This is a genomic window from Pirellulales bacterium (assembly GCA_019636335.1).
In the GTDB taxonomy this organism is placed as follows: Bacteria; Planctomycetota; Planctomycetia; order Pirellulales; family JAEUIK01; genus JAHBXR01.
This window is the reverse complement of sequence record JAHBXR010000029.1, coordinates 51,365-67,790: the sequence shown is the minus strand read 5'-3', so window position 1 is coordinate 67,790 and position 16,426 is coordinate 51,365. Positions and strand designations below refer to the sequence as shown.

General features: G+C 64.1%; 12 protein-coding genes and 1 tRNA gene. 1 reads left to right on the top strand and 12 read right to left on the bottom strand.

What is annotated here, in order from left to right:
• Nucleotides 1-125: 125 nt before the first annotated feature.
• From KF708_21895 to KF708_21870, 6 genes are all read right to left on the bottom strand, one after another.
• A tRNA-Gly gene (locus tag KF708_21895) sits at nt 126-198 on the bottom strand.
• Nucleotides 199-295: 97 nt separating this feature from the next.
• Nucleotides 296-1,228 carry an LPS export ABC transporter ATP-binding protein gene (lptB, locus tag KF708_21890; protein ID MBX3415351.1) on the bottom strand — a complete coding sequence of 311 codons (933 nt, stop codon included), beginning with the start codon at nt 1,226-1,228 and terminating at the stop codon, nt 296-298.
• Nucleotides 1,229-1,351: 123 nt separating this feature from the next.
• Nucleotides 1,352-3,160 (bottom strand): hypothetical protein, encoded by a 1,809-nt coding sequence (locus tag KF708_21885; GenBank protein ID MBX3415350.1) that lies wholly within the window; start codon nt 3,158-3,160, stop codon nt 1,352-1,354.
• Nucleotides 3,161-3,187: 27 nt separating this feature from the next.
• The gene (gene lepB / locus KF708_21880; protein MBX3415349.1) at nt 3,188-4,642 is read right to left on the bottom strand and encodes a signal peptidase I; all 1,455 of its coding nucleotides are present in this window, start codon (nt 4,640-4,642) and stop codon (nt 3,188-3,190) included.
• A 129-nt stretch (nt 4,643-4,771) separates the two neighbouring features.
• A complete protein-coding gene (gene lepA, locus KF708_21875) occupies nt 4,772-6,583 on the bottom strand; it encodes a translation elongation factor 4 (GenBank protein MBX3415348.1) in 1,812 nt (603 codons plus the stop codon).
• A 39-nt stretch (nt 6,584-6,622) separates the two neighbouring features.
• Nucleotides 6,623-7,663, bottom strand: a complete 1,041-nt coding sequence (locus KF708_21870) for an ROK family protein (protein MBX3415347.1) — start codon at nt 7,661-7,663, stop codon at nt 6,623-6,625.
• A 334-nt stretch (nt 7,664-7,997) separates the two neighbouring features.
• Between KF708_21870 and KF708_21865 the strand changes: the two genes are divergently transcribed.
• The gene (locus tag KF708_21865; protein ID MBX3415346.1) at nt 7,998-9,875 is read left to right on the top strand and encodes a redoxin domain-containing protein; all 1,878 of its coding nucleotides are present in this window, start codon (nt 7,998-8,000) and stop codon (nt 9,873-9,875) included.
• Between the two features lie 502 nt (nt 9,876-10,377).
• Here KF708_21865 and KF708_21860 read toward each other — a convergent pair.
• From KF708_21860 to KF708_21835, 6 genes are read right to left on the bottom strand one after another with little or no spacing between them, the layout of a single operon-like run.
• Nucleotides 10,378-10,623, bottom strand: a complete 246-nt coding sequence (locus KF708_21860) for a hypothetical protein (protein ID MBX3415345.1) — start codon at nt 10,621-10,623, stop codon at nt 10,378-10,380.
• Nucleotides 10,624-10,638: 15 nt separating this feature from the next.
• Nucleotides 10,639-11,229, bottom strand: coding sequence for a hypothetical protein (locus KF708_21855; protein MBX3415344.1), 591 nt, complete (start codon nt 11,227-11,229; stop codon nt 10,639-10,641).
• Nucleotides 11,230-11,269: 40 nt separating this feature from the next.
• Nucleotides 11,270-13,570 (bottom strand): cytochrome c oxidase assembly protein, encoded by a 2,301-nt coding sequence (locus KF708_21850; protein ID MBX3415343.1) that lies wholly within the window; start codon nt 13,568-13,570, stop codon nt 11,270-11,272.
• A 5-nt stretch (nt 13,571-13,575) separates the two neighbouring features.
• Nucleotides 13,576-15,036, bottom strand: coding sequence for a cytochrome b N-terminal domain-containing protein (locus KF708_21845; protein ID MBX3415342.1), 1,461 nt, complete (start codon nt 15,034-15,036; stop codon nt 13,576-13,578).
• Between the two features lie 24 nt (nt 15,037-15,060).
• On the bottom strand, nt 15,061-15,618 hold the full coding sequence (locus tag KF708_21840; protein MBX3415341.1) for a Rieske 2Fe-2S domain-containing protein: 558 nt from the start codon (nt 15,616-15,618) through the stop codon (nt 15,061-15,063).
• Nucleotides 15,602-16,420 (bottom strand): c-type cytochrome, encoded by an 819-nt coding sequence (locus KF708_21835; protein ID MBX3415340.1) that lies wholly within the window; start codon nt 16,418-16,420, stop codon nt 15,602-15,604. The genes KF708_21840 and KF708_21835 overlap by 17 nt, the downstream gene beginning before the upstream one ends.
• Nucleotides 16,421-16,426: the final 6 nt, after the last annotated feature.

Below are 16,426 nucleotides of genomic sequence, written 5' to 3'. Positions count from 1 at the left end.
CCATGCTCTCCTTTTCGCCACCTCTCGCCAATGCTGACGACTTCACCATTCCCCAATGCGCATCAGGTGCGGAAGAAGCGATCGCTGTGATTCGCGAACACTACTCCAAGAGCCGATTAGTCTAAAGCGGGCGAAGAGACTCGAACTCTCGACATCCAGCTTGGGAAGCTAGCGCTCTACCAACTGAGCTACGCCCGCAATTTTGGTGGGCGAGCAGTGTTGTTCGCGTCACCGTGTCTTGAAGTATAGCTGGCTCTTGAGGGGGTGCAAGGAACGAGATCGGACGGACGGCCCTTTAACGCCGCAGCCAGCGACGCGAACGGCCGGTGGGGACCGGCGTGATCGGTGCGGGATTGTCGTCGTCGGGCGTCGTTGCCACTGGGCGCGCCCGAGAAAGCTCGCGCAGCTCCCGCTCGGCCCGCGCTTCGTGCGACTCGGCACGCGGCGCCTCGGCGCGAAACGATTCGTGGTGGGGTGGGGCGGGCATCGGAGGGCGCGCGATGCCGATATCCATGCCTTCGCCAAAGTAGTATTTGCGGGCCTCGGGGTTGTTCAACACCTCTTCGGGCAGCCCGTGACACAAGACGCGACCATCGCGGATGACATAGCTGCGGTCGGTGATCTGCAGCGTCTCGCGCACCTGGTGGTCGGTGATGAGAATGGCGATGCCGGCCGCGCGCAGTCCGCGGATAATCACCTGAATGCTGTCGATCGTGACCGGATCGATGCCAGTGAAAGGTTCGTCGAGCAAGATCAGCTTGGGGTCGGAGACCAACGCGCGGGCGATTTCGAGTCGGCGGCGTTCGCCCCCGGAGAGGCTCATGGCGAGCGACTTGCGCAGCTTGGTGATCTTGAATTGCTCGAGCAACTCGTCGCAGCGGCGTTTGCGCGTCGGGCGATCGATGCCCAGCATCTCCATCATGCCGAGCAGATTCTGCTCGACGGTGAGCTTGCGGAAGACGCTCGACTCTTGAGCGAGATAGCCCATGCCGCCGTCGCGGGCGCGGCGATACATCGGCCATTGGGTGACATCCTGTCCGCCGAGCATGACCGTGCCGGCATTGGGCTCGATCATGCCGCAGGCCATGCGGAAGCTGGTCGTTTTGCCGGCTCCATTGGGTCCGAGTAGCCCGACGATTTCTCCGGGCTCGACCAAGAAGTCGACGCCGTCGACCACGCGGCGGCGGCCGTAAATCTTGACCAGTCCCTGGGCTTCGAGCAGCGGCATGTCGATGGTCCTCCGTGACGGGCGCAGGTAGCCAATCCCTTGCCCCGCGCCTTCGTAGCGCTGCGCCACGGCATGAGAAACTCGCGCCGGCCGCTGCGTTCGATGGGTTGTCCTAACGGCAGCTTAGCGGATGGCCCCCATGCGGCGGAAGTTCGGATAGAACGGGAGGGTCATTTCGCGGCCAAATGCCCGTACGGAAAAGCTATAGGGCGCTTCCCAGGCGTGGGGCCAATAGACGAACAGGGCCCGGCCGACGATCAGCGAGCGGTCGACGAAGCAATCGTCGACCCAGAGCCGCCCATCTTGACTGCGGGGGCTGTTGTCCCCCAGCAGGAAGAACTGCTCGGGCCCCAGCGTAAACTCCATGCCGCGGCGGCGGCGCATGGCCGGCCAGCGGTCGGGTTGCGACATGAAGTCGACCAGGGCACTGCGGCTGAGGCCCGCAATCGAGTCGGCCGGCGAATAATCGGACAGCGCCGACCAGCGACCGGCGTCGTTCTTGTTGGTGGCGATGTAGTACACGTCGCGCAGGACCCGCAGGCCGCCGACGCGCAGGCTGGCTCCCTCGGCGCCGACGCCGAGGGGGGCGAGATCGGCCGGAGTGGGCATGGCGGCGTCTGGCAAGGTGAACTCGGTCGGCGCGTCGAACGAGATCGGCTGATCGTCGATCCACAGAAGCAGCCGGTCGTCGATGTTCGCGAAGCGGATGTTCCAAGTGCCGGCGCCGCGAATCGGCGTCTGGGCCGTGGCGGAAAAGTCGGGCAAGCGATCGATCGCCAACGTCATCTGGCCGGTCGCCAGATCGAACCGCGCCTGCAAACGCGCACCCCCTTCGACGAGCTCGAGGATCGCGCGGCCGGTCTCGCCGCGCGAGGTGAGCTGACATTCCAGAGCCAGATCCGAGACCCAATGCAGCCCGAGCGATGACGTGTCGGGGGCCGGACCGTTCTCGTCGTTGTAGCGCGTCGCGATGGGATCGGGACAATACGACATGTTGTAGCCCGTGAAGTCCGAGATCAACTGCGGCTGCGGCGGGCGCATCGATTCGCGCGGCGCACTCCCTTCCATGGCCAGCCAGTCTTCGAACGAGGGGACGATGTGGCGATAGCGAATCCAATGTTCGCCCGAGGTCGCGGCGTCGATCTCGAACGAACGCGTGTTGTCGGGCGAAGTCCAGCCGCTGCCTGCCGAACTCTGCGTGGGCGAATCCGAACTTGGGTCGGCCTGCCAGCGCGGCAGCCAGCCCCGCGCGAACATGTCTTCGGACAGGTAATCGTTGTCGTAGACCGGCTGCAGCATCGCGGTCGTCGTCTCGTGGGGTTTGCGCAGCATGACGAAATCAGCGTCCTCCGCTCCGCGCACGTAGAGATCGCCGTGATAGATGCGGATTGTTTCGTTCGGCAGGCCGACGAGCCGCTTGATGTAGTTCGTCTGCGCTTCTTCGGGAAAACGAAAGACCGTCACGTCCCAGCGTTGGGGCGGATCGAGCGCGAGCGGCAGCTTCGAGGCAATAATCCGATCGCCGCTGTAAGAGGGGACGATCGGCTGGCCGGGCAACTCGGGCGTCAGGTCGATTGTGAAACGGCAGTTCGGGCAGGTGCAGGCCAGCACCTCGACGTCGGGCACCGGCTCGCCCGTGTGGGGATCGAAGCGGCCCGCCAGCCGCGCCCCGCTGCGGGCATCGATCTCGTCGCTCGCGTTCGACTGCCACGAGTAGCCGCAATTCTCGCAGACGAGATCCTTGTGACGTCCCATCAGCGTGGGGGCCATCGAGCCGGTCGGAATGACGAACGCCTCGGCTTCGAACGAGCGAAACAGAAACGCCATGATGAACGCGAGCAGGATCGATTCGATCGTCTCGCGCGAGCTGCCCGCGTGATGCGGCGCGGGGCGTGCTGCGACGGGCGCGGTGTCTGTCTCGGCAGTGCTCATAGGCGTGCGATAGGGGCGTGTATCCAGTTAGCGGATGGCACGCACTTTCGAAAGATCGGGAATCTGCAAGGTCAGGTTGCCCAGGTCGAGCAGGCGGCTGGGCAAGTGTACGAACAGTGGCCGGCCGACGAGCAAGCTCGCCGGCACGGCGGGGCCATCGAGCCACATGCGGCTGTCTTCCGACAGGCAGCTATTGTCCCCCAGCACAAAGTATTCATCGGTCCCCAGGGCGTGCGGCTGCGCGACGGCCCAACGTGCATCGAGCGGGCGCGTGTAGTAGATGTCGCGCAGCACGGCGAGATCGGTTACCTCGAGCGCGGCCCCGATGCTGCCGATCGCGAAGGGACGCGTGGTCGGTTGCCGGGGGAGATTGCTCGGTTCGAATGGGTACGGCTCGAACACCAGCCGATCGTCGATCGCCAACAGGAACTGCCGATCGACCAGGGACAGCTCGACGTGCGCTGCCGATAGGGGGAGCCATCGCTGCACCTTGGCCGAGGCGACGAGCCGACCGTTGTGCTCCAACTCGGCGTGCCCCGTCGCGAGGTCGATCTGCGCGACAAAAACTTCGCGTCCGTCGGTGGCATACCAGGCGAGCCGGCCGTGGGTCGAAGTTGTGACGCGGCAGCGCAGCAAAAGGTCACGGACCGTGCTGACGTGCTCGATGCGCCGCGGACGCGTCTGGTTGTAGCCCGAGTCGTCGGTGATGGGGGCGTCTTCCACCAGTTGGCCCTGGCCCGACACGCGGCGGCAATGATGGTAGACGAGCCAATCGACGTCGGCTTCGCGGATGTCTTCGGCAGATTCGATCTCGGGAGCGAGCTTGTCGCCGTGGCAACGAAACAGGCCGCCAGCCGCACTCCAACGCGTGTCCTCTTCCCCTTGCCAGCGCGGCGGCAGTTGCGAAAGACGTGTCGGCTGGTAGCGGCTGTCGTGAACGGGAATGGCGACCGCACGCTGCTCGGCGAGCGTTTTTCTAGCCAATTGCCCGTCGATATAGACATCGCCGTCGCGGATCTGCACCGCTTCGCCCGGCAGGCCGACGATGCGTTTGATGTAAACCTTGTGCGCGATCTCGGGAGAGCGGAAGACGGCCACTTCCCAACGCTGGGGCGGATCGAACAGAAAAGCCGACTTGTGGACGAGCAGCCGGTCGCCGTTGATGTCGCGTCGCACGGCGAGGTCGTTTTCGTAGTAGCCGCAATTGGGACAGACGGCGCGCAGCGAGCCCGGCGCATAGACGTTGCGGTTATCGACCAGCTCGTCGCTGCCACACGCAAAGGGCTGGCCACAGTCCTCACACAGGACGTCGCGGTGCAGGCCGACGACCGTTTCGGCCATCGACGCGGTCGGCACGACATAGCTTTCAGCGCACCAGGTGCGAAAGAAGCAGACGGTCAGAATCAGGCAGAGCACCAACTCGACCGACTGACGCCAGGAACTGGCGGTGGAGACCTGTCGTTTTGTGATGCGTGTGGACATGTTGCCTGCGCACACCGAAACGTCGCATGTGCCGATTTTCGGATCACGCCCTCGTGCCGGTTCGGTCCGTTCGCCCTGCTTGCGGCGGGTCGCCTCGTGCCAGCAGTGCCTCTCCGCCGCTTGTTTCAGCTAATTTTCCGCCCCGGTGTCGAGCACGGCAAGGAACGCCTTCTGCGGAATGTCGACGCTGCCGATCGACTTCATACGCTTCTTGCCTTCGCGCTGTTTGGCCCACAGCTTGCGTTTGCGGGTAATGTCGCCGCCGTAGCACTTGGCGGTCACGTTCTTGCGGATGGCCGAGATCGTCTCGCGGGCGATCACGCGACTACCGATGGCGGCCTGCAGGGCGATTTCGAACATGTGCCGGTCGATCTCGCCGCGGAGCTTCTTGACCACGGCCCGGCCGCGCCGTTCGGCGTCGCGGCGGTCGCAGATCACGCTCAGCGCGTCGACACGCTTGCCGCCGACCAGGATATCGAGCTTCACTAGCTCGGCGGGGAAGTAGCCCAACAGTTCGTAGTCCATCGTCCCGTAGCCACGGGTGATGCTCTTGAGCTTGTCGTGCATGTCGTAGATCACCTCGGCCAGGGGCAGATCATACGTGACGATGGCCCGCGTCGGGCCGAGGTACTCGGTGCGCTGATAGACGCCGCGCCGATCGGTGCAGAGCTTCATCACCGGGCCGATCGACTCGGTGGGGAGGACGAAGTTCACGCGCACCACCGGCTGGCGGAATTCCTCGATCAGGCCCGCCTCGGGCACCTTTTGCGGGTTGTAGATCCGCAGCGTTTCGCCCGTCTTGGTGACGATTTCGTAGGTCACGTTCGGCGCGGTCTGCACCAGGTCGAGATTCGCCTCTTGCTCGAGACGCTGTTGCACGATCTCCATATGCAGCAGGCCGAGAAAGCCGCAGCGGAAACCAAAGCCGAGGGCGTCGCTCGTCTCGGGCTCGAACTCGAAGCTGGGGTCGTTCAGGCTCAGCTTGGTGAGGGCGTCGCGCAATTCGTCGAATTCTTGACCATCGGACGGATAGAGCCCGCAAAAGACCATCCGTTTCGGCGACTCGTAGCCGGGCAGCGCGAGCGAGGCATCGGCGCCTGGCACGGAGACAGTATCGCCGATATGTACGTCCTTGATGTTCTTGATGTTGCAGATGAGATAACCCACCTGCCCGGCGCGGAGCGTGTTGCAGGCCTTGCGTTGCGGTACGAACTGTCCCAGCTCGAGCACCTCGTGCGTGGTGCCCGTCTTGAGAAAGCGAATCTTCTGACCCTTCTCGATGGTGCCATTCATGAGCCGCACGTAGGTGATGGCGCCGCGGAACTCGTCGTAGTGCGAATCGAACACCATCGCCTGCAGCGTCGCGTCGGGATCGCCCGTGGGAGGGGGCACGCGCTCGATGATCGCGGCCAGCAGATCTTCGACGCCGGCTCCCGACTTGCCGCTGCAGCGCAGCACCTCGTCGGGGGCGATGCCCAAGACCGATTCCATCTCGCGCGTGACCTCGTCGGGACGAGCGTGGTTGAGATCGATCTTGTTCAGTGCCGGCACGATCGTCAGGTCGTGGGTGATGGCGGCGTAAGCGTTGGCGACGGTTTGCGCCTCGACCCCCTGGAAGGCGTCGACCAGCAGCACGGCCCCCTCGCAGCAGGCCAGGCTGCGCGAGACTTCGTAATGGAAGTCGACGTGCCCCGGCGTATCGATCAGGTTCAACTCGTACGTTTCGCCCTGGTACTCGTGGCGGATGGCGACGGCGCGGGCCTTGATCGTGATGCCACGCTGCCGTTCGAGCTCCATATCGTCGAGAATCTGGTCGCGCAGCTCGCGCTGCGAAACCGTGCCCGTACGTTCGAGAATACGATCCGCCAGCGTGCTCTTGCCGTGGTCGATATGGGCCACGATCGAGAAGTTGCGGATGTGCTTGATGTCGAGCTTGGACAAGGGAGTGGATTCCGAAGGATCGAGCGCAGGGGTCGTGACCTACGCGGGGTTTTGTTTCTGATGCGCGAGGCGTGCCACGCCGGCGGCGCCGAGGTAACCGGCATCGCCGCCGAGGCTGGCATAGTCGATCGTGACACGTTCGGCCAGCACGGGGAACGCCCTGCGGCGCACCTCCTGCCGCACGTGTTCGAGGAAGCGTCGCCCCAGGGGCGCGGCATGTCCGCCAAAGGTCATGGCCCCCCCCAGCACGACGCCCGAGGGATCAATCGTGTGCATGAGCGTGACGGCGCCAATGCCGACGTAGCGTGCCGTTTCGAGAATCAACTCGAGCGAGAGGTCATCGCCGGCTTCGGCCTCCTCGGCCAGCAACTTCGGCGTGACGGCTTCGCCCGCGTCGATGCGCTGCTGCAGGCTGGTGGCCCGCCCGGCGAGCAACGCTTCTTCCGTGCGACGAATCACCCCCGTGGCGCTGGCGTAGGCCTCGAGATGTCCGCGCTGACCGCAACCGCACATGCGCGCGTCGTCGCGATAGTCGATAATGATATGCCCGCACTCGGCGCCGTGGCTGTTCTCGCCTTCGATCAGCAGGTCGCCGATGATCACGCCGCAGCCGACGCCGGTGCCCAGCGTGAAGAGTACCATGCTCGACAATTCGCGCCCGCTCCCGACCCAATACTCTCCATACGCGGCGGCGTTGGCATCGTTCACAAAGGTGACGGGCCGCCCGCAGTGATGGCTCAGCCGGTCGCGGATCGGAAAGTTGAACCAACCCGGCAGATTGTGGGGCTCGAGCAGCATGCCGGCCGGCACGTCCATCGTGCCCGGCGAACCGAGCCCTACCTGGGCGATGTCCACGATCGCCAGTCCGACACCGTCGGCAAGCTCGCGCATCGTGTCGGCCATACGGCGAGCGCCGTCGTCGGGGCCGCGGGGGCTATCGGTCGGAATCGACCGCCAGGCCACGGTCCGTCCCAAATCGTCGACTAATCCGATCTTGATGTTTGTTCCGCCCAGGTCCACGCCGAAGTAATAAGGGGGACGGGCCTCGGTGATCGGAAGCAGGGGGCGAGCGTTCGACATGAGGGGCGCGCGAAGCGTAACCGCTTTCGAGAACGGAGGTTCCGGGGCAAGACGTTCGCCACGGCGCGCGGGCTGCAAGAGGGGCCAGCCACCGGCTTAATCGGGGTGTGCAAGTCAGACATACGAGTATAGAGTGGCTGCCGAAACTGGGCAATCGCACTTGCATCCGCGGCCGCCGCCGCAGGCTGCCCATAAACATTTGCTAGTTAGCGGTTTAGGTCTGAACGATTCGTCTCGCGGGCAACTTGCCCTCGAAACCTTCGGCCACCGGACGGGGTAATACCATTCGACCGCGCTGGAGTATGCCCGGGAACACGGAAGAACAGAGAGAGGTCTGTCGATGCGACGTTTGTGCGTTTCCGCCGTTTGTGCTTCGCTCGTGTTGGGTGGAGCAGGATGGATCGTGACTGGCTCGGCTACGTCGGCGGTGGCCGCTGCCCCTGCCAACGAAGGCGATGGTCGCATCGGGCTCGAGATCAACGACTTTACGCTTCGAGACCACTTGGGTGCGACGCATTCTTTGAAGTCCTTGGCCGGCAAGCAGGGGACGGTCGTCGTCTTCCTGGGGGCCGATTGCCCGCTGGTCAAGCAATACGCCCCGCGTCTGACGGAGCTCGCCGACGAGTTCAAGAACCAGGGGGTGAACTTCGTTGGCATCAACTCGAACCGGCAGGATTCGGCCACCGAGATCGCCGCGTCGGTCCGAACGACTGGGCTCAACTTTCCCGTGTTGAAGGACGTCGGCAACGTCGTGGCCGATCAGCTCCGTGCGGTGCGCACCCCCGAGGTCTTCTTGCTCGACGCGGATGGCGTCGTGCGGTACTGGGGCCGCATCGACGATCAATACGGCTTCATGCAGGGTGTGGCGTACCAGAAAGCGGCTCCTGGACGGCGCGATCTGGCCGAGGCGATTCGAGAGGTGCTCGCCGATAAGGACGTGAGCGTGGCGGTCACGTCGGCGCCAGGCTGCCTGATCGGCCGCGTGCGCGAGACCGATACCTCGGGCGAAGTCACCTACACGAATCAGATCGCCCGCATCTTCCAGAACCACTGTGTCGAGTGCCATCGGCCGGGCGAGATCGCTCCCTTCGCCATGACGACCTACGACGAGGTGCTCGGCTGGGGGGACATGATTAAGGAAGTCGTGCGCGAACAGCGCATGCCGCCGTGGCACGCCGACAAGCAGTACGGCCATTTCTCGAACGACGTGAGCCTGACCGATGAAGAGAAGGGGCAGATCTATGCCTGGGTCGACGCGGGCTGTCCCGAAGGTGAACAATCGGACCTGCCCGCTCCGCGCGAGTTCGCCACGGGTTGGCAGATGCCGCAGCCCGATCTGGTGCTGGCGATGGGGGAGAAGCCCTTCCACGTGCCGGCCACCGGGTATGTCGATTACAAGTATTTCACGGTCGATCCCGGTTTCACCGAGGACATGTGGGTGCAGGCGGCCGAAGCCCGGCCTGGCAATCGCGAGGTCGTGCATCACATCATCGTCTTCGTGAAGTCGCCGAACGATCGCAGCCAGGGCTTTGGCGCCTTGTCGGGCTTTCTGGTGGCGACCGCGCCGGGCGCCAAGCCGATGATCGCCCCCGATGGCATGGCCAAGTTCATTCCCAAGGGTTCGAAGCTCGTCTTCCAGATGCACTACACGCCCAATGGTCGCGCGACGGACGATCTGAGCTCGGTGGGGCTCAAGTTCGTGAAGGCCAGCGAGGTGCAGCACCGTCTCGAGACGAAGAGCGCGGCGAATCCGTTCTTTGCGATTCCGGCCTTCGAGTCGGACTACGCGGTAGACGCCTACAAGAAGTTCCGCCACGATTCGTTGCTCGTCTCGCTCTATCCGCACATGCACCTGCGGGGCAAAGCGTTCCGCTACACGGCTATCTACCCCGACGGCAAGGAAGAAGTGCTGCTCGACGTGCCGCGCTACGACTTCAACTGGCAGAACACCTACGTCTTCGACGAGCCGAAGTTCATGCCCAAGGGGACGCGGCTCTATGCGAAGGCGGTGTTCGACAACTCGGAAGAAAACCTGGCGAACCCGGATCCCTCGCGTGAAGTGACCTTCGGCGAGCAGACGTATGACGAGATGATGATCGGCTTCTTCGATGCCGTGGAACTCAACAAGTCGTCGGACCTGCCCGGCAATAAGCAGCGCGATGAAAAGGTCGCGCGGCAGCCGAACGAGAACGACTCGGCCAGCAACGACTGAGCCAAGCGATTGCTTTTCGAGAAGACACTTCTAAGAGGCACAAGCGACTGGCTTGTGCCTCTTTTTCGTAGCAATCACGGTACAAAGGGGAAGTATTCCCCGGCCTGCTAGGATCACAGGATGCGATCCGGGTAGCACCGACGATGGTGCGGCGCGACGTCGCGCATGACAACACACTCGAGTCGCACCTTCGTCGGTGTTGCGCAGCAACCAGAGGGTCGATCGGGGCCTGCACATTTCAGCAGCGCCGCCTCGCCACAATGTCGGCCTGGTTGAAACGAACCTCTTGTCGCTGCGCGACACCGACGAGCTTCCGACTTCCGCGAGAAAAGTTTCACGCCTGCTGCGGAAACTCGTCGGTGCTACCCCCCCCTCGTCCAGCGTCGAACCCTGTTTTTTGGGTTCCCAGGTTTCACGCGCTCACGATGCGAGGGCCAATTTAGCAAGGGCAACCCGAACTTTTGACTCTGACAAGGCACGAGAGTGTCGGCGTTTTTCTTCCTCAGGCGTCCTCGCCAGGCCGCTGCTTGGTCCAGAGCGCGAAGAGAAAGACCAGCAGTCCGACGTAGGCCAGCAGATCCGTGACGAAGTGCAATACGGTCTGTGCGAGGATCGAAAAGGGGAGATCCGTCATGCCTCTGCTGGGGCTGGCAAATTGCACGAGCGTCGTCAGCAGCAGCACGAAGCGCAGGCCCAGCGCCAGGCCAATGCCGAGCATGGCGATCATCGTCGCGGTTTTCAGGTTCATCGTGGTTGGCCATCCTCACGGAGAAGAGTGCGTGGTTTGCCGAGGTGATCTTCCGCGCGAGCGCGTGTACTCGCGTAAAGCAAACAGCAGGATGACCACCGGTGGCCAGGAAATCCAGGGCCAGAGCGTTTGCCACCGGGGGGGCGTGGAGGCCACGTTGCAGACAAAGGAGACAGTCTGCCGCTCCGTAGCGCCGGTGATCTCGACGTCGATTTGCCACTCGCCGGGTTCGATGAGGAAGGGGCGCGCCACATGGTGTGGTCCGGCGATGTCTTGATCGCGAGTGGCGCTTACGATCGTGGTGGGACCGGAGTTGGATTCATCGGTCTGCCGCCGGGCCGAGACTTCGACCGTCGCGTCGTCGATCGGTGTCAGCGTCGTGGCGTCCTGGACGAAGACGCTGATCACCGCCGTACCCTGGTAGAGTGGCGCCGGCGTCAGCACGGTGACGTGGTAGCTGCCGGCCGTTTGCGATAGTCGTACCTGGCCGAGATCGGCCCGAGCCACGTTCGTCGAGAGCAGCACGACGAGGACGGTAAAGATAAAGGTTGTCCGATTTATTCTTGACGGGCCATTCACTTTCGCCACTTCGTGGCTGCATGACACTCGCGTTTTGCGTCTGATCGGGAGAGGACTCATCATTTCGTTACCCCGTGGCCAGCATCGTGCCACGCATCTGCATTGGTTGAAAGATGATCCACAGGCCGAGCAGGTAAAATGCCACAACGAGCGTGCCCCACGGCAACATGGTCGCGATTCGTTGCCGAAGCGTCGTTCGGTTGCCCAGTCGATAGAGCGTGTGCAGCGACAAGAGCAGTCCCAGGCCGAGGACGAGCATCTCGGACTTCAAGAGCCAACCGGGCGGCGCCGCGCAGCAGCCACATTGCCAGTCGGGCGCAGCAAAGGTAGCGAGATGCAGATCCGTGAGAAATCGCTGCGTCACCGGAATCACCGTTCCCACGCTCGTGGCCAGGTGAAAGCCGAAATGGACGATCCACATCGCCACGCCGATCGGCACGAGGCACATCGCATCGCGGCAGAACACTTCGCGCGCGGAGCGATATGCGGCGCCGCCGAAACGCGTCAGAGTGGTCACGCCGGCAAAGAGCAGCAGCGGCAAGAAGATCACTTCGATGGCGAACACGATCGCCACGAAGATCGCCGCGGGAATGCCGAGCCGAGCCGCGACGCGATCTTGCCACTCGAGCACGGGACCTACCATTCCAGCGGCATTGGCGAACGCCCCGAATGCCAGCACGACCACCAGCGCGGCGATATCGGGCCGGAGACTCCAGCGACCGACGCCCGAGCGCGGCTCGTCGCGCGTGAGATCGCTGGCGGGCAAGATCGGCAGCAAGCCGATATTGTTCGCCGGGCACGCGCGCACGCAATCGAGACAAAGCGTGCAATCGAGATTGCCCTGCTTCTGCGGCAGGAAGAGATTCATCTGGCAGCCCGACTGCTGCGAAGTGCCTTGCAGACAGGCGTGCGATGCACAGGATTGGCAGGTGGCCATCTCGCGCGGACGCAGTTCGAAGGGCGAAACGAGCGACTGCACAAAATGAAACTGCCCGATCGGGCAGACGTATTTGCAGAACGAGCCGCGACGAAACGCGGTCTCGACCGTGAGCGCCGCCCCGAAGTAACCAACCACCAGCCAGGCGGTCCAGAAGGGACTCGACCAAAGTCCAAAGACCTCGTAGCAGCCGAGGTAGATTATCACCAGCGCGACGGCGATCCATTTCGATCGCAAGGGACGCGGCAAGTTACGTCCCGCGGGCAGCCACCGGCCGAGCAGTTGTCGCGGCAGCGTGAAAGGACAGGCAAAGCAGAAGAGATTTCCCACCGCGAGCAACGCGAGCACGGTGAAGCCGCGCCAGTGCGTCCATGGCAGCACGCCCGCCAGGTTCGTCGGCGCCAGGGACGGACCGGTGAAACCGTCGAAGACCACGGCCGCGGCCAGCAGCAACATCGCCACTTGCACGAGGGTTCTCGTGTGCCGCCATCTTGCTACCCGGTTGAGGAACCTGGGCCGCAGCAAGTCGAGGGGGGCACGGCGCCAGGTTTTTTTTGGCGAGCTGTTAAGATCGCTCACTGTGGCGCCCACTGTCAGAACGGTGGCGCGAGCGTGCGAAGCGCCGCGCAGCAACGACATCAACAGCCAGGCGACCGGAAGTAGAAACAGCACGGAGCCGGGAATCCACATGATCGCGCCGGCGATCGCCTGATCGGTCAAAGGATTGCTGCCTGCGTCGTGCGGCAACTGCGCGTAGTGCGCGTAGATCACGGTGGGCGAAAAGCAGAAGATTGCCGAGAAGATCGTATTCTGTACGTCGGCCAGCAGCAGGTAGGGGATCATCGCCCAGCGCGACCAGCGGGCCACGCTGGGGTAGGGCTGCACGACCGGCCACCAGAAGAGCAGGCCGGCCATCAGAAACGAGGCGTGCTCCGCCTCGTGCCAGGCCGCTTGCGCCAGCGCTTTTTCGTAGAGCGCCGGCACGTGCCACAACCAGATGGTCAACACCGGCACGCCCCAGCAGATCACCGGATGCGCGAACAGGTGCAGCACGGTTTGCACGGGACCGGGTCGCAGAAACGGGCCGATCCACTCTCGCTGCATGTACCCCGGCAGCCCGCGCAACAGCGGGAGCGCCGGCGCACCCAGCCAGATCAGCGGCGGCGCCACCATCATCAGCAAGAGATGCTGCAGCATGTGCAGCGACAGACGCCACTCGCCCAGCGCGTCGAGGGGCGAGACCAGCGCCAACAGAATCGCCGCGAGACCGCTGCAAAAACAAGTCAGCCGCAGCCCAGTGAACTCGCCGGGATTCGTCCGCCGCAGCAACCGCCAGCCGCGAAGGTAAAGGAGCGCCGTCGTACCCAGCGAGAAAAAGAGCCACGGTTCCCAATTCCAGGTGCGCAGCGGGGCGTCGAGGAGCGGGGACATGGCGCTTACTCGCCGCCGGAGCCGGCCGACGTCTCGGGGATGGCCGCGTCGCGCGCGGCGGCTTCACGATCGGGCCGCAAACGCTCGAGAAACGCGACCAGCGTCGTAATCTCGGCCGACGAGAGCTGCCGACCGTAGGCGGGCATGTCCCCTCCGCCTTGCACGACTTGCCGCACGAGCTCGTCATGATCCAACCGCACGGCCACGCCGTCGAGGTCGGGTCCGCGATGACCTCCCAGGCCGCCAATGGCGTGGCAATTGCGACAATTCTTGTTCTGCATCACGAGCGCGCCCTGCAACTCGACCGGCGAGAGGGTTTTCACCAGTGACACGGGCGTGGGATCGGCGCTCCAGCCCGTCATGTCGGGAGACCAAGGGGCCGTCGCGCCGAGATAACTCAGCACGCCAAGCGTCGTAAAGACCAACAGCACGACCGCCACGGCCAGTGGTCGCCGCCGCGGACTGCGTTCTCCCCGACCGCCGATGATCGGCACGAGCACCAGCAGGGTGATTCCCAGCGGCACGATACCCAGGAGCATCGGTCCTTCGAGACTCGGGGGACAAAGGGCCGCCAGGGCAAAGACCCACAAGAAGGGCCAGTCGGGGCGCGGATCGGCCTCGATCAACGTGGGATCGGGGGGACCGTTCGGTCCATACGGTCCGACCCAGGCGGAAAGCACCACGACCACAATCACCGCCAGCGCGCAGGTGACCATGTCGCGGAAAACGCCGTCGGGATAGAACGGCTCGCCACGTTTGATCTCTTCGTGGTACTCGGCGTCGTACTGTTCGGCCGACTTGCCGGGCACGGGAGGTGTCGACACTCCCTGCCGCACGACGAGGTAGAGATGGACCGCCAGAAACGTCAGCAGCAGACCCGGCAGCACGAAAACGTGCATCGCGAAGAAACGGCTCAGCGTTTCCGCGGCGATCGTGGGCCCGCCCAGCATCAATTGCACAACTTGCGGCCCAATGCCGGGAGTACGGCCGGCGATGGCCGCTCCCACGCCGACGCCCCAATAGGCATCTTGATCCCAGCGCAGTACCTGCCCGGTAAAGGCCATGCCGAGCGTGAAGACGAGCAGTCCGACGCCGACGATCCAGGTGGCCTCGCGCGGATACTTGTAGGCCCCCATCAGAAAGACCTGCGTCATGTGGACCAGCAGCATGATGACCATGCCGCTCGAGCCGTAGAAGTGCATCGCGCGCAGGAACCAGCCCAGCGGCTGCTCGTAATTGAGATACTCGAGGCTCGTGTAGGCCTCGTTCGCCGACGGGACGTAGGTCATCGCCAGCAGGATGCCGGTGAGGATCTGCAGGAGGAGCAGCGTCATCGTGGCGCTGCCGAACGAATAGAGCCACGTCGCGCCGCGCGGGATCGGATGCTGCGCCAGCGGCACGATCGATTCGCGGATGCCGAACCGCAGGTCGAGCCACTCGTACAGTTTCACGATGAGCGAACGCATGATGGCGGTAGTTCTTTCTCGCGCTTAGATCGGGTCTTGCAGGGTGGGCAGGTGGCCGCCGAGCACCTCGAGCCGGCCGTTACGAATGCGGTACTTGTATTCGTACAAGCCGCGTGGCGGGGGCCCCGATGCTCGTGCGCCGTCGGAGTAATAAACGCCGCCGTGACAAGGGCAGAGAAACAAACCCGATTCGGGAAACCAGTTCACCGGGCAGCCCAGGTGAGTGCAGTTCACCGCCAGCACGCGGAACGTCTCGTCGCTCAAACGCTGCACGTAGGCAGCCACCTTGTCGACGTTGCCATCCCAGGGCACGCCTCCCGCGTTGCGGTAGGTGGCCAGCCGCGTTTGATTCAGCGGAAAGTCATCGACCGCACCCAGGTCGAGCCAGGTGTCCTTGCGCGGACGCAACACGGGCGAAAGCAAGTAGCCCAAGACCGGTGTCGCGACCAGCACGGCCGCGAGGCCGTTCAGCACCAACGCCACCAGCGTCAAACGCCGCGAGGCCGGGAAAAGTCCGCCGCAGCAGGATGTGCAGTCCGCCGGCTGGGCGGAATCGGGAGTGGTTTCAGTCGATTCGTGCATGACGACTCCCCGGGAGGTCGCTGGCTTCGGGCTGGCCGGCGATCGAACGATCGGCCTCGCGCCGCTCGCTGGCAGCCAGGCTCAGTGCTTGCTTGCGCCAGGCGAGCAGTAGGGCCACCACATCATCGATATCTTGCGGCGACAAGGTCGAATCGGGGGGGCCCTGCAAGCGGCGATAGTCGGGCATCCCCAGTTCCGGGCGGCCCGTGATTACGATGCGCCGTAAAAACTGCTGGCTCGTCAGCGCGAGAAAGGCACTCGCGCGAATATCGCCCGCGTTCTCGCCTCCGCGCCCATCCTCGCCGTGACAGTTTGCGCACGCGCGGCTGAAAACCTGCTCTCCGCGCAAGGCGTCGCCCGCGGGGCCGTCTACCGCCGCGGCGTACGCGGGCAGGTCGGGCGGAAGGGAGTGGTCCGGCGCGGCGCTCCAGTGCTGCTTGATCCCGTCGATGAGCACGTTGATCTGTTCGGGGGTGAGCGTCCCCCCTTGTTCGATCGCGAAGGCCGGCATCAGCGTGCCGGAGCGACCTTGCGAGATGGTGTCGTGGAGCGACTCTTTCGATGCGATCGCCAGGAACAAGGGATCGGCCAGCGGCGGCGCTGCCCCCAGAGTGCCACCGGCGCCGTGGCAACCGGCGCAATTCATGGCGAAGAGCTTGTCGAACTCGAGCACGTCGCGCGGCCGCACGGGACGATCGGCAGGATTCGGACGTCCGCAGCCGGCGAAGCCCACGAAGAACCCCAGCGCCACGATTGCGGCGAGCTGGCGGATCGATCGTCGATAGCGGGTGGCGCGCTGCACGTGCTT